The sequence below is a fragment of the Streptomyces anandii JCM 4720 genome, assembly GCF_014650655.1.
Taxonomy (GTDB): Bacteria; Actinomycetota; Actinomycetes; order Streptomycetales; family Streptomycetaceae; genus Streptomyces; species Streptomyces anandii.
In genome coordinates this window covers 65,481-88,885 of record NZ_BMVJ01000023.1, presented here as the reverse complement: position 1 = coordinate 88,885, position 23,405 = coordinate 65,481, and the positions used below count along the sequence as shown (strand labels likewise).

Annotated in this window: 16 protein-coding genes; 3 read left to right on the top strand and 13 right to left on the bottom strand. The window is 74.0% G+C overall.

What is annotated here, in order from left to right:
• The first annotated feature begins 215 nt into the window (after nucleotides 1-215).
• Entirely contained in the window at nucleotides 216-1,739 is a 1,524-nt protein-coding gene (locus IE249_RS30135; RefSeq protein ID WP_373304491.1) for a putative glycosyltransferase family protein, read from the top strand.
• Nucleotides 1,740-1,774: 35 nt separating this feature from the next.
• Here IE249_RS30135 and IE249_RS30130 read toward each other — a convergent pair whose 3' ends face one another.
• The gene (locus IE249_RS30130) at nucleotides 1,775-2,584 is read right to left on the bottom strand and encodes an ABC transporter ATP-binding protein (protein WP_189709843.1); all 810 of its coding nucleotides are present in this window, start codon (nucleotides 2,582-2,584) and stop codon (nucleotides 1,775-1,777) included.
• A complete protein-coding gene (locus tag IE249_RS30125) occupies nucleotides 2,577-3,491 on the bottom strand; it encodes an ABC transporter permease (protein WP_189709841.1) in 915 nt (304 codons plus the stop codon). Before IE249_RS30125 ends, IE249_RS30130 begins: the two co-directional genes overlap by 8 nt.
• A gap of 183 nt (nucleotides 3,492-3,674) precedes the next feature.
• Between IE249_RS30125 and IE249_RS30120 the strand changes: the two genes are divergently transcribed.
• A complete protein-coding gene (locus IE249_RS30120; protein WP_189709839.1) occupies nucleotides 3,675-4,298 on the top strand; it encodes a TetR/AcrR family transcriptional regulator in 624 nt (207 codons plus the stop codon).
• A gap of 68 nt (nucleotides 4,299-4,366) precedes the next feature.
• Here IE249_RS30120 and galE read toward each other — a convergent pair whose 3' ends face one another.
• The 4 genes from galE to IE249_RS30100 form a co-directional block, all read right to left on the bottom strand.
• Nucleotides 4,367-5,347 (bottom strand): UDP-glucose 4-epimerase GalE, encoded by a 981-nt coding sequence (galE, locus tag IE249_RS30115; protein WP_189709837.1) that lies wholly within the window; start codon nucleotides 5,345-5,347, stop codon nucleotides 4,367-4,369.
• 73 nt (nucleotides 5,348-5,420) lie between these two features.
• On the bottom strand, nucleotides 5,421-7,022 hold the full coding sequence (locus tag IE249_RS30110; protein WP_189709884.1) for a glycosyltransferase family 2 protein: 1,602 nt from the start codon (nucleotides 7,020-7,022) through the stop codon (nucleotides 5,421-5,423).
• Between the two features lie 44 nt (nucleotides 7,023-7,066).
• Nucleotides 7,067-8,371 carry a glycosyltransferase 87 family protein gene (locus IE249_RS30105; RefSeq protein WP_189709835.1) on the bottom strand — a complete coding sequence of 435 codons (1,305 nt, stop codon included), beginning with the start codon at nucleotides 8,369-8,371 and terminating at the stop codon, nucleotides 7,067-7,069.
• A 68-nt stretch (nucleotides 8,372-8,439) separates the two neighbouring features.
• Nucleotides 8,440-8,931, bottom strand: a complete 492-nt coding sequence (locus IE249_RS30100) for a MarR family winged helix-turn-helix transcriptional regulator (protein WP_189709833.1) — start codon at nucleotides 8,929-8,931, stop codon at nucleotides 8,440-8,442.
• Between the two features lie 145 nt (nucleotides 8,932-9,076).
• On the opposite strand from IE249_RS30100, the gene IE249_RS30095 reads away from it, so the two are divergent.
• Entirely contained in the window at nucleotides 9,077-9,490 is a 414-nt protein-coding gene (locus IE249_RS30095; protein ID WP_189709831.1) for an organic hydroperoxide resistance protein, read from the top strand.
• Between the two features lie 51 nt (nucleotides 9,491-9,541).
• Here the strand turns inward: IE249_RS30095 and IE249_RS30090 are convergent, their stop codons facing one another.
• From IE249_RS30090 to IE249_RS30060, 7 genes are all read right to left on the bottom strand, one after another.
• Entirely contained in the window at nucleotides 9,542-10,921 is a 1,380-nt protein-coding gene (locus IE249_RS30090; protein ID WP_229859557.1) for a hypothetical protein, read from the bottom strand.
• Nucleotides 10,922-10,956: 35 nt separating this feature from the next.
• The gene (locus IE249_RS30085; protein WP_189709829.1) at nucleotides 10,957-13,212 is read right to left on the bottom strand and encodes a bifunctional glycosyltransferase/CDP-glycerol:glycerophosphate glycerophosphotransferase; all 2,256 of its coding nucleotides are present in this window, start codon (nucleotides 13,210-13,212) and stop codon (nucleotides 10,957-10,959) included.
• A gap of 8 nt (nucleotides 13,213-13,220) precedes the next feature.
• On the bottom strand, nucleotides 13,221-15,428 hold the full coding sequence (locus IE249_RS30080; RefSeq protein ID WP_189709827.1) for a bifunctional glycosyltransferase/CDP-glycerol:glycerophosphate glycerophosphotransferase: 2,208 nt from the start codon (nucleotides 15,426-15,428) through the stop codon (nucleotides 13,221-13,223).
• Nucleotides 15,429-15,986: 558 nt separating this feature from the next.
• On the bottom strand, nucleotides 15,987-16,895 hold the full coding sequence (locus IE249_RS30075; RefSeq protein ID WP_189709825.1) for a carbohydrate ABC transporter permease: 909 nt from the start codon (nucleotides 16,893-16,895) through the stop codon (nucleotides 15,987-15,989).
• Nucleotides 16,892-18,256: a carbohydrate ABC transporter permease gene (locus IE249_RS30070; RefSeq protein WP_189709823.1), complete on the bottom strand. Its 1,365-nt coding sequence runs from the start codon at nucleotides 18,254-18,256 to the stop codon at nucleotides 16,892-16,894. Before IE249_RS30070 ends, IE249_RS30075 begins: the two co-directional genes overlap by 4 nt.
• A gap of 5 nt (nucleotides 18,257-18,261) precedes the next feature.
• Nucleotides 18,262-19,677: an ABC transporter substrate-binding protein gene (locus tag IE249_RS30065; RefSeq protein WP_189709821.1), complete on the bottom strand. Its 1,416-nt coding sequence runs from the start codon at nucleotides 19,675-19,677 to the stop codon at nucleotides 18,262-18,264.
• Nucleotides 19,678-19,839: 162 nt separating this feature from the next.
• Nucleotides 19,840-23,405: FHA domain-containing protein (locus IE249_RS30060; RefSeq protein WP_229859553.1), on the bottom strand; the 3,566-nt coding region annotated here is incomplete at its 5' end.

Sequence of the window (23,405 nt, the reverse complement as noted above, 5' to 3'; positions counted from 1 at the left end):
GCCGTTCACAGCTCAGGCGCCGAGCGCCCCGAGTGATCGAAGGCGCCCCGGCCCGCAAGGGTCCGGGGCGCCTTCTCGTCGTCTTCTTGTTCGGGTCTGGAGCACGCCACACGGCAAATTTACCCTTTCCTGCTAATCGGGATCATTCGGATAAAGTTGCCGCGTGACCATGAATCTCTCCGAGAGAAAACCGGCCGCGACCGTCGTGGCCGGCTGTGTCGCCCTTGCGTGCCGCGCCCTCTGAGGCGCGCTCCGCGGGCAGAGCCGCGCCGCGGCCGCCGGCCCCCGCGAAACGGGCCGCCGCCCCCCGGGCCGCCGCCGCGCTGATCCTCGCCCTGCTGCTCCTGGTGATCGTCCGGCTGCCCTGGGCCGGTGACCTCGGCATGCACGCGGCGACCATCGAACGTCTGCGTCACAGCTTCCTGCACCCGGGCGACCCGCTCGTCGACGCCGACGTCCCGAGCCCGTACTACTCGCCCTGGATGCTGCTCCTCGGAGGTCTCGCGCGCCTCAGCGGCCTGTCCGTCTTCGTCGTCCTGCGCGTGGCCGCGCTCGCCGGGCTCGGGCTGCTGGTCACCGGAGTGTGGCGGTACGTCAGGACGCTCAGCCGGCATCCGGCCGCGCCCGCCCTGGCCGCGCTGAGCCTGGTGCTGCTGTGGGGCACCGAGCTGATCAACTGGAGCGGCTTCCTCTGCCTGAACTCACTCGCGCTGACCGTGTCGTATCCGAGCGTCCTGGCGCTCGGGCTCGCCTTCCACCACTGGGCGTGGCTCAGCCGGGCGCTGCGCACGCCCACCGGGTGGGGCACCTGGCTGGGGTTGGGGGCGCTGTGGGCGCTGATCCTGCTCTGCCACCAGTTCACCGGCGTCGTCGCCACCCTGGGCGGTCTCGCCACGGTGATCGCCGCCCGGCCGCCGCGCCCGCTGTGGCGCAAACTCGCCGCCGGCACGGCACTGGGCCTCCTGCTGCTGTGGCTGTGGCCGTACTACGACTTCTTCGCCCTCTTCCGGGCCGGCGGCGACCTGGAGGAGGTGCACCGCGCGCTCTACACCGAGTTCATCGGCCGGTACTGGCTGGCGCTGCTCGGGGTGGCCGCGCTCGACCGGCGGTGGCGGCGCGACCGGCTCGATCCGCTCGTCCTGTTCTTCGCGCTGGGCGCCCTGGTGTGCGCGGCGGGCTTCGTGTCCGGCCACTACTCCTGGGGCCGGGCACTGCCCGCCGCCCTGATCCCGGCCCAGCTCGCCGCGGCGCTCGCGGTGGTGGGAAGCGGCCGGCGGGCGGCGCGGGTGCGCTGGGCCTGTGCGCTGGCCGCGGCGCTGGCCGTCGGCGCGTGGGCCCAGGCCGGGGTGGTCGGCTACGCCGTGGGGCGTGACCGGCTCCCGGACGTGCTCGCCGCCAACTACACGGCCCCGTGGACCGGCTACCACTGGATCACGCCGTACGTGAAGTACGGGCAGGTGGTCATGACCCGCGACTTCCCGGCCCGGCTGGTGCCCGCCTACGGCGCCTACACCGTCGCCCCCGGCTACCCGGACTTCTTCCTCCCGGACGAGTCGCGCCGTGAGGCGGCGGTGCAGCGCTTCTACACGCGGAGCACGCCGCGGTCCGTGCGCAGGGACATCCTGCGCGCGTACCGGGTGCGCTGGGTCGTGGACGGGCCGCGCACGGACCGCGACCCGGGCCTCAGGCCGGTGGCCCGGGGACCGGCCGGCCAGACCCTCTACGCCGTGGTTTCCTAGGGCCTTTCCTCCGGCTCAGGCCGGCCCAGGCCGGCTCAGGCCTTCTTGGCCGGCTTGTCGGCGCCGCCGGTGAAGGCCTCGTAGGCCTCCAGGACCTCCTCGGTCGGGCCGTCCATGCGCAGCACTCCGCGCTCCAGCCACAGCACCCGCTCGCAGGTGTCGCGGATGGACTTGTTGTTGTGGCTGACCAGGAACACCGTGCCCGCGCGCTCGCGCAGCTCGCGGATGCGCTCCTCCGAGCGCTTCTGGAAGGCGCGGTCGCCGGTGGCCAGGGCCTCGTCGATCAGCAGGACGTCGTGGTCCTTGGCGGCGGCGATGGAGAACCGCAGCCGGGCCGCCATGCCGGAGGAGTACGTGCGCATCGGCAGCGTGATGAAGTCGCCCTTGTCGTTGATTCCGGAGAAGTCGACGATGCCCTGGTAGCGCTCCCTGACCTGCTCCCGGGACATGCCCATGGCCAGGCCGCCGAGCCACACGTTGCGCTCGCCGGTCAGGTCGTTCATCAGTGCCGCGTTGACGCCGAGCAGGGAGGGCTGGCCGTTGGTGTAGATCTTGCCGTGCTCCACCGGCAGCAGGCCCGCCACCGCCTTGAGCAGCGTGGACTTGCCGGAGCCGTTGGTGCCGATCAGGCCGATCGCCTCGCCCTTGTATGCGACGAACGACACCTTCTTCACCGCGTGCACCCGGCGCACGCCGGCCGCCTTCTCGGCCTTCTCGCGGCGCAGGATGCGGTTGAGGGCGGCGGTGGCGCTGCCCTTGCCGGAGCCGGTGCCGTTGACCCGGTAGACGATGTCGACGTTGTCGGCGATGACGGTGGGGATCGCCTCGGTGTTTCGCTCAGCCACGGCCGTACGTCTCCTCAGCCTTCCAGAAGTAGATGAAGCCGCCGACGCCGGCGAGCAGCGCCCAGCCCAGCGCGTAGGCCCACACGTGGTGCGGGAGCTGGTGGGCCTTGAAGCTGTCGATCAGCGCGAAGCGCATCAGGTCGATGTAGACGGCGGCCGGGTTGGACTCCAGCAGCACCTTCACCACGTGCGGCATGTTGCTGTGCTTGAGGGTGGAGTCGATGCTCCACATCACGCCGGAGACGTACATCCAGGTGCGCAGGATGAACGGCATCAGCTGGGCGATGTCCGGGGTCTTCGCGCCCATGCGGGCCATGACCATGGAGACGCCGGCGTTGAAGACGAACTGGAGCAGCAGCACCGGGAAGGCCAGCACCCAGGACACGCCGGGCACCACGCCGAAGCAGAGCAGGATCACCACCAGGGCGGCCATCGAGAACAGCAGCTGCTGGAGCTGCTGGAGCGCGAAGGAGACCGGCAGCGCGGCCCGCGGGAAGTGCAGGGCGCGCACCAGGCCGAGGTTGCCGGAGATCGCCCGGGTGCCCGACATGATCGAGTTCTGGGTGAACGTCCACACGAACACGCCCGTCACCAGGAACGGGATGTAGTCCGACACGCCCCGGCTGGTGCCCAGCAGGATGCCGAAGATGAAGTAGTACACCGCCGCGTTCAGCAGGGGAGTGGCGACCTGCCAGACCTGGCCGAGCTTCGCCTCGCTGTACTGCGCGGTGAGCTTGGCGGTGGCGAACGCGCTGATGAAGTGGCGCCGCGCCCACAGCTGGCGGACGTACTCGCGCAGCGAGGGCCGGGCGCCGCTGACGGACAGGCCGTGGCGGGCGGCGAGCGCCGCGAGGTCGTCCTCGGCCTGGGCCGGGGCGGGGGGCGGTGTGTGGAGGACCTGGCTCACATCCGCTGCTTTCGCTCGGGGGGTGGGGGTGCGGGCGTCCGGGTCCGAGTCCGCCGCCCGTTTCCTTACGGTTCTCTTCACGTTTTCTTACGTCGGAACGGCACCGTATCGTCGCAACGCGAGCGTAGGGCCAATCGACGTCGGAACGCAACCGTTTCGTCGTAACGGCCTATGCTTGACGGCATGACGACGAACGCCGAGGAGCCACGGACACGTCCGCGCCGCGCCCCCGCCGGGGCCGCCGTACTGAGGGAGGACGTGACGGAGGCCATCCGCGCCGCCGTCTTCGAGGAGCTGGCGGCCGTCGGATACGCGCGCATGTCCATCGAGGGGATCGCGCGCCGCGCGGGCGTCGGCAAGACGGCGGTCTACCGCCGCTGGCGCTCCAAGCTGCACCTGGTGCTCGACGTCGTCTCGGCGCTCGCGGTCCAAGGCCTGCCCGCGCCGGACACCGGCCTGCTGGAGACCGACCTGCGGCTGCTGTACGAGGTCACCTCGCGCGCCCTGCGCCACCCCGTGGCCTCGCAGATCATCCCCGACCTCCAGGCCGAGGCCGCCCGCAACCCCGAGATCGCCGAGGCCATGCAGAAGGCCCTGCGGGACGGGCAGGAGAGCGTCGCCAGCAGCATTCTGGCGGCGGCGGTCGGGCGCGGCGAGATCCGCGCGGAGCTGGACCGCGACCTCGCCCTCGACCTGATCTCGGGCCCGCTGTACTGGCGCGCGGTCGTCATCCGCTCCCCGAAGCTGCCCAAGGGCTATCTGGGCGCCCTGGCCCGCGCGACGGCGGAGGCCATAAAGGCGCTGTGAAACACCGCGGGGCCCGCCGAAGCGGGCCCCGCGGGCGGGAGGTGCGGCCGGGTGGCCGTGCGGCCCGGTCAGTCGCGGGCCGCCTCCGGGTGGCGGCGGACCCAGCCCTGCCAGGCCGAGGTGATCATGTCGTTGACGTCGTGCTTGGCCTTCCAGCCCAGTTCGGTGGCGATACGGTCGGCCGAGGCGACGACCCGGGCCGGGTCGCCGGGGCGGCGCGGGGTGACCGTCGGGGGCCGGTCGTAGCCGGTGACCGCGTTGATCGTGTCGATCATCTCGCGTACCGAGACGCCCTCGCCGCGCCCGATGTTCAGGGTCAGGTCGAGCCCGGGGGTGGCCAGCAGGGCGCGGGCGGTGGCCACGTGGGCCTCGGCGAGGTCCACCACGTGGATGTAGTCGCGGATGCAGGTGCCGTCGGGCGTGGGGTAGTCGTCGCCGAAGATGCGCGGCGGCGCGTTCTCCGTCAGCTTCTCGAAGACCATCGGGACCAGGTTGAACACGCCGACGTCCGCCAGCTCGGGGGTCGCGGCGCCCGCCACGTTGAAGTAGCGCAGCGACGCCGTGGCCAGGCCCGTCGCCCGGCCCGTCGCACGGACCAGCCACTCGCCGGCCAGCTTGGTCTCGCCGTACGGCGACATCGGCGCGCACGGGGTCTCCTCCGTGACCAGGTCCACGTCCGGCATGCCGTACACGGCCGCCGAGGAGGAGAACACGAACGCGCCGACCTCGGCCGCCGTCACCGCCTCCAGCAGGACGCGCAGGCCCTCGACGTTCTCCCGGTAGTAGTGCAGCGGCAGGTCCACCGACTCGCCGACCTGCTTCTTGGCCGCGAGGTGCACGACCCCGGTGACGTCGTGCTCGGCCAGCGCCTTGGCCACCAGGTCGCCGTCCAGCGTGGAGCCCACGACCAGCGGGACCCCGTCCGGCACGCGCTCGGCGATTCCGGAGGACAGGTCGTCGTACACCACCGCCCTCTCGCCCGCCTCGGTCATCGCGCGGACGACGTGCGATCCGATGTAGCCGGCGCCGCCGGTGATCAGCCAGGTCATGTGCGGGCGTCTCCTCATCAGTTGGCCCATGGGTGGTACGTGAAGCGGGGGGATGCGGCCGGGCGGCGGCCCGTCAGCGCAGCAGGCGGCGCAGCCGGCCGCGCAGCACCGAGGTGACCCCGCGCAGGCCGGTGGCCAGGCGCAGGGCGAGCGTGCCGGAGTGCGTGGCGTAGGGCTGGACCAGCAGCACGCCGTGCAGCAGGCTCGGCACGACGCCGCGGCGCAGCAGTCCCCCGCCGGTGCGCGCGTGCGCGGTGGTCTCGCGGGCCGTGCCGTCGGCGAAGCGCAGCCGCAGCCGCAGGTCCCAGGTGCCGGCGCCGAGCGCCGCGAGGTCCACGGCCGTCTCGGCCGACCACAGGTCCTCGCCGGCGGCCCTGAGCGCGACCGTGCCCTGCCGGCGCGTGCGCCCCTGCTCCCGGTGCCGCCACTCGATCTCCACGGCCACCGGACCCGCCTCGGCCACCCGGCCGTACATCTCGTGCAGGCGCAGCCGCAGCACCGTGGCACGCGCGCGTGGGCGCAGTTCCGCGTCCACGGCGAGGGGGAGCCGGTGGGCCGGGCGGGTGAGGAAGGGCTCCAGGGTGACCTGGGGCAGGTCGGTGGCCCAGACCGGCGTGCCCTGGGCGTCGCGCGCGTAGGGCGGGCACAGGCGGGTCGGCCGGGCGGCGAGCTCCCTGAGCCGGGGCAGGTCGCGCGGCTCGGGCGAGGCGAGGACGACGCGGGCGAGCAGGCGGCCGGGTGCGGTGGGGCTCGTGGTCCAGTCCGCCGCGTCGTACTCGCCGAGGAACTCGCGGGTGTGCGTCCACCAGGCCCGCCGGTACTCGGCGTCGCGCAGGCCCAGCTCACGCGCGTACATGCGCAGCTCGTGGTCGAGGAACTTCGCGCGGGCCGCGCGCGCCAGCTCCTTCTGGCCGGAGTTCAGCAGGATCTCGTACGCCTGCCGGCTCGCCTCCGCGCGGGCCCGCCAGTTGTCGATGCCCGCCCGGTCCAGGGAGATGGACAGCTGTTCGGCGGAGCGGCGCACGTGCCACACGTAGACGCGGTCCGGTACGAGGACCATGCGTGGGCCGGCGGCCAGCACGCGCGCGGTGAACACGAAGTCCTCGTAGCGGAAGCGGCCCTCGGGGAAGCGGATGGCGTGCTCGCGCAGGAAGTCGGTGCGGTACAGCTTGTTGACGCAGAGGGTGTCGTGCACCAGGCGGGGCTGCCGCGCGGGCCGGTCGAGCACGGCGGTCTCCGCGTACAGCTCCTCCTGCCAGGCCACCTCGCGCCCGGAGGGCAGCTCGCGGCGCACGCACAGCCCGCTCACCACCTCGGCGTCCTCGTCCCGGGCGGCGGCGAGCAGCGCGTCCGCCGCGCCGGGCGGCAGCACGTCGTCGCTGTCCAGGAACATCACGTACGGCGAGGTCACCGCGTCGATGCCGGTGTTGCGCGGGCTGCCGCAGCCGCCGCTGTTGGTGTCGCGTCTGATCACCCGCACGCGATCGTCGCCCGCGGCGAGGCCGCCGAGCAGGTCGAAGGTGCCGTCCGTGGAACAGTCGTCCACCGCGACGACCTCGCGGACGGCGGGCCCCTGGGCGAGCGCCGAACGCACCGCTTGGGTGATGTGGTCCTCGTCGTTGTATCCGATCACGACGACGCTGACGGCGGGCTTCTGGTGGCTGTGCGGCTGCATGGAATCCACGTGCGGGAATGGTAGGGGCGGTCGGTAATCTCCCGTTAAGAGGGACTTGGCGTCCCGTGCGGAAGACGGTGTGCGTCCGTTGCGGGTTCCCTTCGACGTGCCACCAGTTTGGTCGAGCGCCACAGCCGGGCCATGGAGAGTACCGCGGCGGCGCCCAGCAAAACGTTCCGGGTGACCATCAGCGCACAGCCCGTCCATGTGCAGGCGGCGACCTCGTAGTACAGCGTGGGGTAGGCGATCACGCTCACCAGGCTCGCCAGCGCGACCAGCGCGGCCACCGGGCGCTGGGTGGTCCGGGGCGAGGTCAGGCACACCGCGGCGAGCCCCAGCAGCCAGATCATGTACTGCGGGCTGATCACCCGGCTGGTGACGGTGAACAGCAGTACGGCGCTCAGGGCCGCGTCGTACGGGGTCGCCTCGGTCCAGCGGCGGGCCCGAACGCGCCAGAGCACCAGCAGGCCGAGGGCGGCCGCCGACAGCGCCAGTGAGAGCCGCGCCACGGCGTGCACGTGCGGCCCGGTGAACTCCAGCGCCCCGTACTGGTAGCGCACCCGGCCGGGCCAGCCGGCGTGTGTGGCCAGGGAGAGCACGGTGCCGCCGAACGACTCGATCTGCACCCCGCGCCCGCCCTGCTGCCGCAGGAAGGCCAGGGGGTTGCGGAACAGCAGGGCCAGGGACAGTCCGGCCCCGGCGCAGGTCAGCGCGGCGGCCGTCCACGACGAACGTGTCGTACGGCCCCGGGGCGTGCCCAGCAGCGCCAGGGCCGGCCACACCTTCACCAGGGCGCCGAACCCCGCGAGCACGCCGCACACGCGCGTGGCGCGCGGCAGCGCCAGCAGGGACAGCACGGCGAAGGCCGTGACCTGCACGTCGTAACGGGCGAGGGGCACGTGCAGCAGCAGCGGCAGGCCCAGGGTCCAGTAGCCCGCGCCGCGCAGCGAACGGCCCTCGCGCGTGCCCGCGCGGGCCAGCGCCGCGGCGATCACCGCGTCCACGACGAGGGTGAGCACCACGAACGACTGGAAGTACGTCAGCCCCGGCAGCAGCGCGGGCGACAGCAGCACCACGCCCGCGCCCGGCGGGTACTGCCACAGCGTGTCGTGGGCCGGGAAGGCGCCCTGGGACAGCACCAGGTACCAGTGGTGGTAGAGCTTCCACACCTCGCGCGCCACCGCGCCCCGGCCCAGCAGCGGCCGGGTGTTGTGCGCGAGCAGCCACAGCATCAGGGCACGGGTCAGCAGCCAGGCGGCCGCCAGGGCGAGGAGGCGGTGCCTCCTCGGCGCGCGTTCGAGGGCGCGCTTCACGTTCGGGCGGGCACGAGGCACGGCGGAGGCACTCATCACGCGGATGGTAAGCCGGACTAATGCCACAAAACGGGCAATACGCCGGTGAGGCGTCCAAGAGCCGCCTATCGGCAGCCGGGGGTCTCCTCCAGGGCGGCCGCGTCCAGGGCCGTGGTGAGCCGGTCCAGGCGGGTGTGCAGATCGCGGATCTCCTCCAGGGAGAAGCCGGTCGCCGACATGATCCGGCGCGGCACCGACAGTGCCCGCTCGCGCAGCGCCGCCCCCTCGCCGGTGAGGCCCACCTGGACCGAGCGCTCGTCGCGCGTGCTGCGCTCCCGGCGCACCAGACCGGCCGCCTCCAGGCGCTTGAGCAGCGGGGAGAGGGTGCCGGAGTCCAGGCGCAGATGCTCGCCGAGCTTCTTCACGGGCGTCTCGCCGTGCTCCCAGAGCACCAGCATCACCAGGTACTGCGGATAGGTCAGACCGAGCTCCTTGAGGAGCACCCGGTAGACGCCGTTGAAGGCGCGCGAGGCGGCGTGCAGCGAGAAGCAGATCTGGCGGTCGAGGCGCAGCCAGTCCTCTTCGGGGGCCGCGCCCGGCTGAAGCTCGGTGGTCATGGCTCCAGGATAGCCCCGGTCCGCCATTTGATTGTGCACAACTGAATTGTGTGCTCTACTTGTGGTCATGAGGCCGCCGGGCCCGGACCACCAGGGCCGGATCCGGTCGCCCGGACACGACGTTTCGAGAGGGATGGTTTCTGCCATGGACGCGCTCTACACCGCCGTCGCCACCGCCACCCACGGGCGCGACGGCCGCGCCTACACCAACGACGGCAAGCTGGACGTGCAGCTGGCCCCGCCGGTGGAGCTCGGCGGCAACGGCCAGGGCACCAACCCCGAGCAGCTCTTCGCCGCCGGCTACGCGGCCTGCTTCGCCAGCGCGCTCGCCCTGGTCGGCCGCCAGGCCAAGGTCGACGTCAGCGACGCCGCCGTCACCGGCGAGGTCGGCCTCGGCAAGCAGGGCGAGGGCTTCGCGCTCGCCGTCACCCTGCGCGTCGAACTGCCCGACACCGTGGACGAGGCCACCGGCCGCAAGCTGGTCGAGCAGGCCCACCAGGTGTGCCCGTACTCCAACGCCACCCGCGGCAACATCCCGGTCGAGCTCGTCGTCGAGTGACGGCACGGACGGGCGGCCCATCGCTCGGCACACACCGACGTGCCAGTCACCTCATCGGGTGATCGGGTTTCGGCCGTCGTCGTCCGTGTGCCACGGGTGCGGCGGCCCGTCCGCAGTGGCGTCCGTCGTGCACTCCGGCGTGGCGTCCGCCGTGCGCGGAGCCGGGAACGCCGGCGCCGCCCGGCCCGCCACCGCCTCCAGCAGCAGTGGCACCCCGAGCACCGGCAGCAGCCAGGCCAGCACGATCAGCCGCTCGCCCCACACACTGATGTCGGGGTGCGCCGCCTGGGTGAGGAACCCGGTGCCCGCGGCCGCCACCACCAGCAGGCCGAAGGCCCGGTGCCGGCGCAGCGCGCCCCAGGCGCCCGCCGCGAGCAGCGCGGCGAACACCGGCTGCCACAACTGCCTGCGCGCCCACTCCCGCCAGAAGTTCGCCTCCAGGTGCAGCAGCTCCCGCCAGGGATGGGCGCGGTCGGGCCGGGCGTAGTGGTCGGTGAGCAGGTCCTGGAGGCTGTCGGTCTCGGTCGGGTAGCGCAGCGCACGTGCCGCCAGCAGCGTGAGCGCCACCGCGCAGCAGCCGACGACCGCGATCGCCACCACCCCCGCGCCCGCGGCCGTACGCCGCAGCCGGCGCGCCACGGCGATCAGCGCGCCCGCCGCGCCCAGGCACAGCCCGAGGAACAGCGCCTGGGAGTGCTTCACCGCGAACAGCGCCAGCAGCGAACCGGCCACGAGCACCACTCCGGCCCACACCCGCCGGGGCGGCTCTCCCGGTGCTCGCCCGCCCGCGCCCAGGGCGAGGGCGCAGCCCCACAGGGCCGCCAGGGTGAGGGCCAGCATCAGGCCCTCGGCCATCGGGCGCATCGCCGTGGTGCCGCACGGCAGCACGTAGTAGAGCGCCTGGCCGGTCAGGGCGAGCGGGACCGGCACGCGCCGGGTGCGCAGCACCAGGTAGGCGAGGACACCGCCCGCCGCAGTGACCGCCACGCCCGCCGCCCACAGCCCCCAGGTCACCCCGAACACCGTCAGGAACGGCACGAGGAAGACCGGATAGCCCGGCCGCACCTCGAAGATCCGCATGAAGCGCTCGGACATGAACGGCAGGGTGTGCCCGCCGCTCTGCCCGGCCCGCAGCCGCGCCGACACCGCCCGCCACAACTCGGCCCGGCACTCCCGGGCCACCCGGGCGGCCGGGTCCGGCCGGTGGAAGCGCAGCACGTCCACGCGCTGTGCCCGGCGGGCCCGGGCGGCCCGTCCCGCGCACGCGTAGTCGATGGTCACGGCCGCGGTCTCGCGCTTGTCCTCGCCGCGCAGGCTCAGGGCGTAGGCGAGGTAGTTCTTGGTGTCGGGGGTGTCCCGGCCGGTGACGGTGGCGAGCTGGAGCAGCGCGAAGAGCGCGGCCAGCACCAGGACCCAGGTGCGCGGCCGCAACGCGCGTGGGATCGTCCGCGTCTTCACCGGCGCCCTCATGACGGTGCGAGCCGGTCGTGCCCGAGGGCCTGCGCGGGCACCTGGGCGGCGGCGGCCGGGACCGGGGCCGGGGCGGACGGCTCCGGCATCCAGCCCTTCTCGCCCAGCAGCAGGGTCCGTACCACCCGCTCGGCCGCCCAGCCGTCGTCGAACTCGCCGAACCGCGCCCGGAACGCCTCCCGCAGCCGCGCCGACTCCGCGTCCCGCCAGCGCCCCGACGCGAACAGGTGGGCCAACTCGGCGTACGAGCCCGTGACATGGCCGGGCGGCTGGGCGGTGATGTCGAAGTACGCGCCCCGGCTCGCCGTGAACGCGCCCCAGTCGTCGGCGTGGACGACGATCGGCCGGTCGAGGGCGGCGTAGTCGAACATCAGGGCCGAGTAGTCCGTGACCAGCACGTCGGCGGCGAGCATGACGTCCTCCACGTGCGGTTCGTCGGTGGCGTCGACGAGCACCCCGCGCCGGTGCAGCTCGGCCAGGCCCATGCCGCGCGCGGGGCCGGCCGCGAGCGAGGGGTGCAGCCGTACGACCAGGGTGTGGCCCGGGCCGAGGTCCGCCGCGAACCGGTCGAGGTCGATCCGCTCGACGTGCCCGCCGCGCCGGTAGTCGCGGCGGGTCGGCGCGTACAGCACCACCGTGTCGCCGGGCGGGACGCCGAGCCGGGCGCGCACCGCGGCGCCGTCACCCGGCCGCGCGTTGACCAGCACGTCGTTGCGGGGGCTGCCGGTGCGCACCGAGGTGAAGCGGCAGGGGTAGGCCCGCTCCCAGACCAGCTCGGAGTGACGGTTGGCGACCAGGCTGTAGTCCCAGCGGTCGGCCCGCTCCAGCATGGCCGGCACGTCCAGGCCGTGCCGGGCGCCGGGCTTGCCCAGCAGGTCGGCCGCCATGAACTTCAGCGGCGTGCCCAGGTGGGTGTGGATGTGGACGCTGCCGGGACGCTTGGGCAGCGAGCCGGGCCAGTTGACGTTGTTGACGAAGTAGCCGGCCCGCGCGGCCAGTTGGCGGTAGCGCAGCGAGCCCGGCAGCACGTACTCCGCGTCCGGGGGCAGCAGCCCCGCCCGCTCGGCCTGGGCCGCGTCCTGGACCACCCACACCCCGCGCAGATGAGGGGCGATCTCGCGTGCCTTGCGGTGGATCGCCGCCGGGTCGCCGAGCGCGCCCCGGTGCGAGAACGCCGAGTACAGGACCAGGTCCGGGTCCAGTGGGCGCAGCGTGTGCAGCGCGGCCCAGCCGCCCTTGACCCGCCCGGCCACCGCCCGGCGCGCCCGCAGCGCACGGCGCCCCAGCTCCCGCCGGGCCCGCCCGGACTGCCGCCGCAGCCGGTGGGCGGCGTACCCGCCGAGCAGCGCCCGGACCTCCCCGTCCACCGGCGCGCCCTCCGGCCGGTGCGCGCGGAACAGCTCGGCGGTACGGCGGAAGAACTCGGCCTTGTCGGACGGCGGCAGCCGGTCGGGCTTGGCGAGGATGTCCAGGCAGTGCTCGCCCATCTTGCGGTGCAGATACGGCCGCCAGGAGGCCAGTTCGGGGTGGGCGTCGACATACGCGAAGACCCGCTCGTACTGGTCGTGGATGTCGAAGTGCTTGCGGCTGGTGGTGGAAAGGATGTTGCCCTGCCGGCGCTGGCGGTAGTTCAGGCAGATCCGGTCCAGGGTGGCGATCCGCCCGGCGCTGAGCATCACCGGGAAGGTCCAGGGCGTGTCCTCGTAGTAGCCCGGCGGGAAGGTGAAGCCGCCCGCCTCGACGAAGTCGCGCCGGTAGAGCTTGTTCCACACCACCATCAACAGGTCCAGGATCCGGGGCTGTCCGGCGGCCGTGAACGTCTCCTCGCCCGCCTCGGCCAGCACCCGGGCCAGCACGTTGCGCCGGGTCCCGCCCCACCAGTAGGTGCGCGCGTAGTCGAAGACCAGCACGTCCGGGTCGGCGGTCTCCTCCAGGCGGCCGGCCATGGCGCCGAGCGCGCCAGGGGTGAGGGTGTCGTCGCTGTCGAGGAAGAAGAGGTAGTCGCCGCCGGCGAGCGGCATGCCCGCGTTGCGGGCGCGGCCGAGTCCCACGTTCTGGGGCAGGTGCAGCACCCGCACGCGCGGGTCGCGGCGCGCGTACTCGTCGAGGATCGCGCCCGAGCCGTCCGGGGAGCAGTCGTCGACGGCGATCACCTCGAAGTCCCGGAACGACTGCTCCAGGACCGAGTCCAGGCACTCGCGCAGGAAGCCCTGGACCTTGTAACAGGGGACGATGACGCTGAAGCGGGGCACTGCTCTCGTCAGCTCCTTACCGAAGTGGCCGCGGCGGGGGCGGGGGCCCGCTCGGCGAGCGGGATCACGGGCGGCAGCGCCTCGGGCGGCTCGCCGAGGAACACCCGGCGCACCACGCGCTCGGCGGCCCGCCCGTCGTCGAACTGGCAGAACCGCTCACGGAACGCCGCCCGCAGCGCCGCCGAGCGGGCCCCCGCCCAGGAGCCGTCGCGGAACAGCCGGGCCAGCTCGTGCGGGGTGCGCACCACCGGCCCCGGCGGGGTCTCCATCAGGTCGAAGTACACCCCGCGGGTCTCCCGGTAGACCTCCCAGTCGTCGGCGAGGACCACGATGGGGCGGTCGAGGACGGCGTAGTCGAACATGATCGAGGAGTAGTCCGTGACCAGCGCGTCGGCGGCCAGGCAGACGTCCTCGGAGGAGCGGTGCGCGGTCACGTCGATGACCCGGCCGCTGGTGCCGCGCAGGTCTCCGCGGTCGTAGAAGTAGTGGGCGCGCAGCAGCACGACGACGTCCTCGCCGGCCGCCGCGCAGAAGGCCTCGAGATCCAGTCCCGTCTCGAAGCCGGTGTGGTGGTCGCGGTGGGTGGGCGCGTACAGCACGGCCGTGCTGCCCTCGGGCACGCCCAGTTCCCGGCGGACGCGCGCCACGTCCTCGGGGCCCGCCGTGAGGTATACGTCGTTGCGCGGATAGCCGTACTCCAGCGGCTCGTACCCGCCGGGGAAGGCGCGCTCCCACATCTCGGTGGAGTGGCGGTTGGAGGACAGGTTGTAGTCCCAGCGGTCCACGCGGGCCAGCAGTTTGGTGAAGCTGCCGGTGGCGGCGGCGACCACGGGGTACGTCGACTGGTCGCAGCCCATCGTCTTCAGCGGGGTGCCGTGCTGGGTCTGCAGGTGCACGCTGCCGGGGCGCTTGACCACGGCGTCGGCGAAGTTGGCGTTGTTCACCAGGTACTTGGCGCGGGCCAGCACCCTCCAGTAGCGGGGGCTGCCGATCACCGCGTGGTCGACGTCCGGCGGCACGGTGTGTTCCTGGCCGGGCTCGACCAGGAACACCCCCCTCAGATGCGGGGCGAGTTCACGTGCCTTGGCGTGCAGGGCGGCCGGGCTGCAGGCGTAACCGCGGCCCCAGTACGCGCAGTAGACGACGAGGTCCTCCTCCAGCGGGCGGCACAGATGCCACCGGTAGGTCAGGCGGGCCCGCAGCCGCCGGCCGCGCGGCAGCCTCCCCGCGGCCCGCACGGCCGCCCGGTCCCCGGCGCACAGGGCGCGAAACGCCGTGTACGCGCCCGCCGCGAGCAGCCGAAGCCGCGCACCCGGGCGGCCGCCGGGCATGCGGAAGCCGGCCGGGCGGTGTCTGCGGTACAGCCGGCGGGCCCGGCGCAGGAAGGCCCGGCACCGGCCCGCGGGCAGCCGTCCGGGGTGCGCGGCCGTGTCCAGTACGACGTCGAGGACCTGCGTGAACAGGGCCGCGTACCGTCCCTCGGACAGGCCCGCGGCGGCCGCCCGCACCAGCACCCGCTCGCCCTGCTCGAGGAGGTCGAACTGGTGCTCGCCCGGCTGGTGCAGCCTGCTGCCCTGCCGGCGCAGCAGATGCCGTACGACGACCCGGCGCAGCACCGCGACCCGTCCGGCGGCCACCGTGACCAGGCCGCTCCAGCCCAGGCCGGTCCAGTGCCCGCCGGGGAAGGCGAGCTGGTGCCCGGTGAGGAAGGAACGCCGGTAGGCCGCGCTCCACACGGGCAGCCGCACGCCCGTCAGCCACGGGGCCTGTTCGGGGGAGAAGGCGTGCGCGGGCGCCCCCGCGAGCAGCTCAGCGGCCGGATTGGCGGGCGCGCCCTCCCACCAGGGCGTGCGCTCGTGCTCGAAGTACAGCACGTCGACGTCCCCGGTCTTTGCGAGCCGGGCGTCCAGCGCGGCCAGGGCGCCGGGCGCCAGCATGTCGTCGCCGTCCAGGAACAGCAGGTACGTCCCCGTGGCCGCCCGCATCCCGGCGTTGCGCGCCGCGCCCGGGCCCGCCGCCGGGGACGAGTGCACCGGGGCCACCCGCGCGTCCCGCCCGGCGTATCCGGCGGCGACGTCCGCGCCCGGGGCGCCGGGCGCGTCGCACACCGGGATCAGCTCGAAGTCGCCGAAGGACTGGGCGAGGACCGAGTCCAGCGCCAGGGAGAGCCGGCCGACGACCCCATGGGACGGGACGATGATGCTGAAGCGGGGCATTCTGCTCTTTCGGTCGTGGTCCTGGTCTTGGTCCTGGTCGTGGTCCTGGCGCCCGTACCGGCTCCCGTCCTGGTCCTGGCGCCCGTACCGGCTCCCGTCCTGGTGTCGGTCCTGGCCTTGGGCCCGCCGCGGCGGCCGCGGCCCGGGCGGCCCGACGGACGCCAGGTGGACGGGCGGGTGGGGGTGGGCCGCGAGGTGGCGGAGCGTGTGCCGGGGCCCCGGAACAGCGCCGCGCACGCCCGGAACAGGGCGGCGCACAGGGCGCGCAGGAGTCTGAGGGCCAGTCGCAGCGTCCGCGGGAGCAGGACCGTCGCCCGGCCCGGCGCGCGCAACGCGCGGCGCGGTCCCAGCCGGACCGCGCACATCAGGACGTGGAGACTGAACCTGGGCAACGGGGACATCCAACGGTCGGTGCGGGCGCTCTGCCCGGCAACGACCCTGGAACGTCCGAAGGAGTGAATCGGTTACGGTCCCCTCCGGCATGTGGGGGACATCGGCCGGACAGCGGAAGGGGGCGGGCCGTTCCCGGTCCGCCCCCGATGTCCCGTGCCCGCGCGGCTACTTCACCGCGCCCGCCATCACGCCGGAGACGAACTGCCGCTGGAAGGCGAAGAACACGGCCAGCGGGATCACCATCGAGATGAACGCGCCCGGCGCCAGCACGTCGATGTTGTTGCCGAACTGGCGCACCTGCGTCTGCAGCGCCACGGTGATCGGCTGCGTCCCGGACTTGGTGAACACCAGCGCGACCAGCATGTCGTTCCACACCCACAGGAACTGGAAGATGCCCAGGCTCGCGATCGCGGGCCCGCCGAGCGGCATCACCACCCGTGCGAACAGGCGCAGTTCCCCCGCGCCGTCCAGCCGGGCCGCCTCCAGCAGTTCGCGGGGGATCTCCGCGAAGAAGTTCCGCAGCAGGAACACCGCGAAGGGCAGGCCGAAGCCCGTGTGGAAGAGGATCACCCCGAAGATCGTCCCGAACAGGCCGATCCTGCCGAAGAGTTCGGCGATCGGGATGAGCGCCACCTGCACCGGCACGACCAGCAGGCTCACCACGATCAGGAACCACCAGTCGCGGCCCGGGAACTCCATCCACGCGAACGCGTAGCCCGCGAGCGAGCCGACCACGACCACCAGCACGGTCGCGGGCACGGTGATCAGGACCGTGTTCAGCAGGGAACTGGTGATGTCCCCGTTCTCCAGCAGTTTCTGGTAGCTGGTGAAGGTGAGCTGCGCGGGCTTGCTGAAGACCGTCCACCAGCCGCTGCCGCTCATGTCCTCCGGCGAGCGCAGCGACGACAGCAGCAGACCGATCGTCGGCACCAGCCAGAACAGGCCCACCAGGATCAGGAACACCCGGACCAGCCCGCCGCTGACCGCGTCCGCCAGCCGCGAGCCGAGGGACTGCCGGGCCCCGGCCGGTTCGGCGGGCGTCATCTTCGCCGCAGCCGATGCCTCCGCCGTCATCGCCGCACCTCCCGCCGCAGCCGGCGCATGTTGAACAGCATCACCGGAATCACCAGCAGCAGCAGGAACACCGCGATGGCGCTGGCGATGCCCGGCTGCCCCTCCGAGAAGCCCTTGCGGTACAGCTCCAGCGCCAGCACGTTCGCGTCGTCCTGCGAGGAGCCCGGGGCGATGATGTAGACGAGGTCGAAGATCTTCAGCACGTTGATCATCAACGTGACGGCGACGACCGCGAGCACCGGCGCCAGCAGCGGCACCGTGACCCGGCGGAACACCTGCCACTCGTTCGCGCCGTCCACCCGGGCCGCCTCCAGCAGCTCCCGGGGCACGCCCGCGAGCCCCGCCGCGATCAGCACCATCGCGAACCCGGCCCACATCCACACGTACGCCCCGATGATGGCCGGCGTGACCAGCGACGGGCCCAGCCAGTCGACCCCGTTGTACGGCTCCTTGAAGTTGCCCGCCGGAAGCCGCAACAGGGCGCCGTCCGCGCTCGCGGGCAGGGTGAAGGTGCCGTCGTCGGCGGCCTTGGTGGAGGCCACCACCTTGCCGTCCTTCACGGCCTCGACGCGCATCCCGGCGTAGCCCAGCTCGGACGGGTCGACCGCGCCGAGCCTGCCGACGCCCTTGCCGCGCGTGAAGTCCTGCCAGGTGGTGCCGGTGATTCTGCCCGGCTCGGCCTTGGCCCGCACGGCACGCTCAGCGCTGCTCGGCATCTGGTCCGGGGCGACGCCGACCAGCGGGAGGGCCACCCACTGGCCGGTGTGGACCGGGGTGGTGGTGAGGAAGCCGCCCTGGTCGCCGCCGTTGTCCGGCTTGAGCGGCGAGTTCCGGCCCGGGTGCGCCTTCGGGAATGCCGACGACTGCGCGAAGGTGTCGTGGACGCCCACCCACACCGCGTTGGCGACGCCCTTGTCCGGGTCCTGGTCGTACACGAGCCGGAAGATGATCCCGGCCGCCAGCATCGAGATCGCCATCGGCATGAAGACGACCAGCTTGAACGCCGTACCCCAGCGCACCCGCTCGGTCAGCACCGCGAAGATCAGGCCGAGCGCGGTGGCCACCGCCGGGGCGAACACCACCCAGATGATGTTGTTCTTCAGCGCGGTGCGGATGCCGTCGTCGGTGAACAGGGCCTTGTAGTTGTCGATCCCCGCGAATCCGTCGCCTGAGGCGTTGTAGAAGCTGCGGACGATCGAGTACCCGATCGGGTAGACCACGAGCGCGCCGAGCAGCACCAGCGCGGGCAGCAGGAAGAGGGCCGCGACTGTCCTGCGGGTGCCGGTCACGCTCTTGCGGCTGCGGGGGGCGGAGGGCGTCGCCGGGGTCCTGGCGACGCCCTCCGCCGGTGCCGACGTCATCGCGGTCAGCTCCCGCTGCCGTAGGCCGCCGCCGCGTCCTTCTCCAGCTTCGCCTGGGTGCCCGCGACGTCCGAGGGGTTCTTCAGGAAGTCCTGGAGGTCCTTCCACTCACCCTTGCCCGGGGTGCCGCCGAAGGCCTGCGGGGCCTGGTCGGACATGTCGAAGCGGAAGTTGTCGCCCGACTCGATCAGCGCCTGCGCGATCTTTCGCTGCACCTCGTTCGGATACGCGGAGTTCGGCACGTTCTTGTTCGGCGAGAGGTAGCCGCCGAGCCTGGCCTGGATGGTCGCCGCGTCCGAGGAGGCGAGGAAGGTGACCAGTGCCTGCGCCGCCTTGGAGTCCTTCAGGATCACCGCCGCGTCACCGCCGGAGACCACGGGGGCGGTGGAGCCCACGGCCGGGAACGGGAACACCTTCGCGTCCGTGCCCACCTTGGCCTTGGTCTCGCCGATGTTGACCTGGGCGAAGTCGCCCTCGAAGACCATGCCCGCCTTCGGCTGGTCACCGCCGGTGAAGGTCTGGGTGACCGAGGCCGGGAACTCCGTCTGCAGCGCGCCGCTCGGGCCGCCCGCCAGGTAGTCCCTCTTCGACCAGACCTGCGCGAGGGTCGTCAGGGCCTGCTTGACGGACGGGTCCGTCCACTTGATCTTGTGCTGGGCCAGTTGGTCGTACTTCTCCGGGCCCGCCTGGGAGAGATACACGTTCTCGAACCAGTCGGTGAGCGTCCAGCCGTCGGCGCCGCCCACGGAGAACGGGGTGACCCCGGAGTCGTAGACCTTCTGCGCGGTGGACAGCAGGTCCTTCCACGTCTTGGGCTCAGCCGCGCCCGCGTTCTCGAAGACCTTCGCGTTGTACCAGATGAGCGACTTGTTGGCGGCCTTGTAGTAGGCGCCGTACTGCTTGCCGTTCACCTTGCCGATGTCCTGCCAGCCCCGCGAGTAGTTCTTGGCCAGCTGCGCCTGGGCCTCGGCGCCCAGCGGCTTGGCCCACTTCTTGTCCACGGCCTGCTTGATGGCGCCCGGCTGCGGGAGCAGCGCCACGTCCGGCGGCTGGCCACCCGCGATCTTCGAGCCGAGGAAGTTGATGATCGGGTCCTGGGCGGGGACGAAGGTGACCTTGGCGCCGGTGCGCTTGGTGAACTCCGCGAGGACCTTCTTGAAGTTGGCCTGCTCTGCGCCGGTCCAGACGGCGGCGACCTCCAGGGTCGTGCCGTCCAGCTTGGGGAGGGTGACGGTGGCGCCGGTCGCGGGTGCGCCGCTGCTGCTCGCACCGCCGTCGCTCTTCTTGTCGTCCGAGCCGCCGCAGGCGGTGAGGGAGAGAGCCAGTGCTCCCGCGGCGACCACCGCCGCCGTCCTCGCGGCTCTGCCGGCGGTGCTCCTCGTGGCCGTGTGTGTCCGGATGGTGCTGCTCGTGCTGCGCATCACTGCCCCGTTCTTCGTATTCCTCGTCGAACGTCGAGCGCTGTCCCGTGCGCTCTGGTCTACGCCGGGGTCAGGAAGTCGGCAAGAGCGCCCACAGTGTCAAGCGGGCGATCGTGACCACGTCGTGACTCCATGTCAGGGGCCACGCGTGCGAACGGGGGATCAGAGCAGTGAGGGGACCTCGGCCGCCGACACCTCCCTCGCCGCCCGCTCCAGGGCGCTGGCCAGCAGGGCCAGGTCCGTCGGCCCGTTGCCCAGCTCCCGCACCGAGCGCCGGGCGGGCGGGTCGCCCATCCGGTCCCACTCCAGTGGAACGACCGTGGGGCGCTGGGTCGCCGTACGGGGGATGCGGCCCGTGACGCGGCCGCCCTGGAAGGCGGTCGTCAGCCCGTCCGCGCGGGTCAGCCGGCCGCGTCCGGGCGCCGGCTCGTCCGGGCCGGCCGCGGGCGCCTCCAGCGTGACCCGAAGCGTGGCCAGCCGGGCCGGTTCCGTCTCGGCCGTACGGCCGCCGGGCGTGGTGGCCGCCACCAGGTGCACGCCGAGCCGCCCGCCCTCGCGGGCCACCGCCTCCAGCGCGCGTATGACCGACCCCGCTGCGGGCCGCCCCGGCGAACCGAGCGCGGGGGAGACCAGGGCGTCCAGGTCGTCGACGACCACGACCAGCCGGGGCAGCGGCGGCGCGGTCGCGGCCTCGGCACGGGCGCGGGGCGCCGAGGGGCGCAGGCGCAGGGTGGAGCTGGGCGGGGCGTCGAGATCGGCGGCGCCCGCACCTGAGGCCGCACCACCGGTGCCCCCGGTACAGCTCGTGCCGCCCGTGCCGCCCGCGCCCTCGGCGCGGTCCGGGCCGGGTCCGGCCGTACCGGGTCCGGCCGTGCCGGGTCCGGCCGCCGGGGGTACCGCCGCCGGGGATCCCGCCGTACCCGGACCGGCCGCTGCCGGGCCTGACGCCGAGAGGCCGCTCACCCGGGAGCCGGAAGGGCCCCTGCCCGGTGGTGTTCGCTGGGCGACGATGCGGCCGGACACCTCGCGGTGGGTGTGCCACTCCGCGAAGCCGGCGCGCCCCAGCAGCTCGGCCCGGCGTTTCAGCTCGGCGCTCAGCGACTGGGCGAACTCCCGCATGCGGACCGGGTCGTTGGCCGTGAGGTGGGTGGTCACGTGCGGCACGTCCGTGCACACGCGCAGGCCCTCGCCGTGGCCGCCGGCCGCGCCGGTGCCGTCCCTGCCGTCGAGCAGGACGACGCCGAGACGGTCGGGGCGCTCGGCGGCGGCCAGCGAGGCCACCACGGACCGCAGCAGCTCCGTACGCCCGCTGCCCGAAGGGCCCTCGACCAGCAGATGCGGGCCGTCGGCCACCAGGTCCGCGCAGACCGGGCCGCGCGGACCGGCCCCGAGTATCGCCCAGGCGCGCCCGCCGAGGGCCGCCGTGTCGTCGGCCGCGTCCGCCCAGCGGGCCTGGAGCGACGCCGGGGTGGCCCGGGCAAGTCCCAGCTCGTCCAGCAGCCGTGCCGACAGCGGCAGCGGCGCCGACACCCGCGCGGGCCGGTCACCGGCGACGGTGTCCGTGCGCAGCGGCGCCAGCGCCCGCGCGAACCGCTCGGCCCAAGCGGGGGACACGGCGTCGACCACGGCCACGGTGCCGGGCCCCACGGGTGCGGCCGCGGTCTCGGCCGGGCCCGTGCGCGCCACGCGCATCAGCCGCAGCGCCGTCGCCACGTCGCCGCTGAGCAGCGCCACCGCGCCGCACTCGCGGAACACCGGCGACGCGGCGCACGCCGTCTCGTACGTCTCCGCCACCGGGGACGCGGGGGAGGCGGGCACCGCCTCGGCCAGGCACACCACGTGTATCCCGGCCCGCGGCCCCTCCTGCGCCAGCCGCGCCACCGCCTCCCGTACGTCCGCGCCGCCCGGGTCGCCGTCCACGACGAGCACGGTGTACGGCCCGGCGAAGCCCCGCGCGTCCGCCGTGTCGTCGTCCCGGGCCCAGGAGGGCCGCCGGGCGGTGGCGGGCGCGGGGTCCGGCGCGGGGGCGGCCTGCGGTGTCCGGTCCTCCAGGCGGCGCAGGAGTTCGTCGGTGCGCGCGGTGGCCTGTTCGCGGTCGTAGGCCAGGAGGAGACGGCAGTCCTGACCGTGGACCGGGCGGGTGTGCGGGAGCCAGCCCAGCCAGGACCACTCGGCGGTGCGCTCCGGGAGCGGCCGGGCGCGGTCCGCGCACAGCAGGACCACTTCGAGCGTGTCGGGGGAGTGCAGCGCGGTGAGCTGCGCCAGCACCGCCCGCGCCAGCCCGGACAGGCGGGCGCGCGGGCCGGCCAGGCCCAGGGCGCCCACCTCGCGCAGGTTCGCCGTCACGGGCACGGCGGGCAGCAGTCCCGAGCCGTCGGGGGCGGGGCGGTCGGCGGTGCCGAGCCGGACCGTGAGCGTCTCGGGGTGGCCCGGACCGCGCTCCCACAGCCGGGGCCCGGGGCCGAGGGCGGTCAGCAGCAGCGCCGCCGGGTCCGGCCAGGTCTCCGGCAGCTGCGGGGAGGTCGCGTACCGCACGGGCGCGCCCGCCGTCCCGTGCGATGCGCCGGCCGTGCCGGTCGTCGCGTACTCCTCCGGGCGGGCCGGCTGCTGGTCGGCGCGGCCACCGGCCAGCCTGCGCGCCCAGGCGCCGAGTCCGCCGCGCCGGCGCAGGCCCGGCGGGACCTCGGTGCCGCGCAGCGGGGTTCCCTTGCGGCCGCCCGCGCCGACGGTGCCGCTTTCCTGGCCGTGCGGCGCTGCCGTACCCGGCGCGGGGTCCTGCGGGGCCTCCGGGTCGTCATGGGCGGCGAAGGCGCCGGGCCGGCCGGCCACTCCGGAGCGGCCCGCGTGGGTGCCCCCGCCGTACGCGTCCCCGTCGTGGCCCTCGATGCGGGGGGCGCCGCCCTGCGCGGGCACCACGGGGGGCTGCACGGGCGCGTGCTCGCTCGCACCCGGTACGTCACCGGAGACGCCCCAGCTCGCGGAGCCGTAGGAGAGATGGGTCGGCCGGGCGCCGAGGGGGCCGGCCGCCGAAGCGGACGCCGGGCTCGCGGGCATGGTGCTGTCGCCGGTCTCCGAGGGCACCCGCGCGTGACCCTCGCCGTCCGGCGCCGTGCGCAGCCGCGCGCCGGGTCCGGCGGCCGGGGTCAGGCGCAGGGCGGACTCGCCGATGCGCAGCAGCGCGCCCGGCGCGAAGCGCAGCGGGCGGTCACCGACCGGCCGGCCGTCCAGCGCGGTGCCGTTGGTGGAGCCGAGGTCGGCCACCGAGACGCGGCCGTCCGGGGCGACCGTGACCGCGCAGTGGACGCGGGAGACGTCGGGGTCGTCCAGCGGGACGTCGGCGTCGGCGGAGCGGCCCACGGTGATCTGCCCGCCGTGCAGCAGATGGACACCGCCCGCGTCCGGGCCCGCCACCACGTGCAGCTGGGTCGGGGCGTCGTCGAGCTCGGGGTGCGGCTCGGGCTCGGCGGGGGCGCCCAGGGACAGCACCGCGCCGTCCAGCAGCGGGGGCTCGCCGAGCGTGCAGCGCTGGGCGTCGAGGCGCTCCGCGCCCGCGTACAGCACGACCGGGCCCGCGCCGGGCTCGCGGCCCCGCTCGGCCGCCGGCCGCTCCCGGCCGGCCCGCTCGGCCCGCTCGGTCCCGCCCCGCTCACGGCCGCCGCCGGCCGCCGCCCCGCCGTCCCCGGCCGCCGCGGCGGCGAGCGCCGACGCCACCGCGGCCAGGGCCGTGC

Coding starts and splice junctions, on each gene's coding strand:
- IE249_RS30120 (WP_189709839.1), top strand. CDS start 3,675: ATGACGACGAACGCCGAGGAGCCACGGACACGTCCGCGCCGCGCCCCC.
- galE (WP_189709837.1), bottom strand. CDS start 5,347: ATGACCTGGCTGATCACCGGCGGCGCCGGCTACATCGGATCGCACGTC.
- IE249_RS30110 (WP_189709884.1), bottom strand. CDS start 7,022: ATGCAGCCGCACAGCCACCAGAAGCCCGCCGTCAGCGTCGTCGTGATC.
- IE249_RS30105 (WP_189709835.1), bottom strand. CDS start 8,371: ATGAGTGCCTCCGCCGTGCCTCGTGCCCGCCCGAACGTGAAGCGCGCC.
- IE249_RS30100 (WP_189709833.1), bottom strand. CDS start 8,931: ATGACCACCGAGCTTCAGCCGGGCGCGGCCCCCGAAGAGGACTGGCTG.
- IE249_RS30095 (WP_189709831.1), top strand. CDS start 9,077: ATGGACGCGCTCTACACCGCCGTCGCCACCGCCACCCACGGGCGCGAC.
- IE249_RS30080 (WP_189709827.1), bottom strand. CDS start 15,428: ATGCCCCGCTTCAGCATCATCGTCCCGTCCCATGGGGTCGTCGGCCGG.
- IE249_RS30075 (WP_189709825.1), bottom strand. CDS start 16,895: ATGACGGCGGAGGCATCGGCTGCGGCGAAGATGACGCCCGCCGAACCG.
- IE249_RS30070 (WP_189709823.1), bottom strand. CDS start 18,256: ATGACGTCGGCACCGGCGGAGGGCGTCGCCAGGACCCCGGCGACGCCC.
- IE249_RS30065 (WP_189709821.1), bottom strand. CDS start 19,677: ATGCGCAGCACGAGCAGCACCATCCGGACACACACGGCCACGAGGAGC.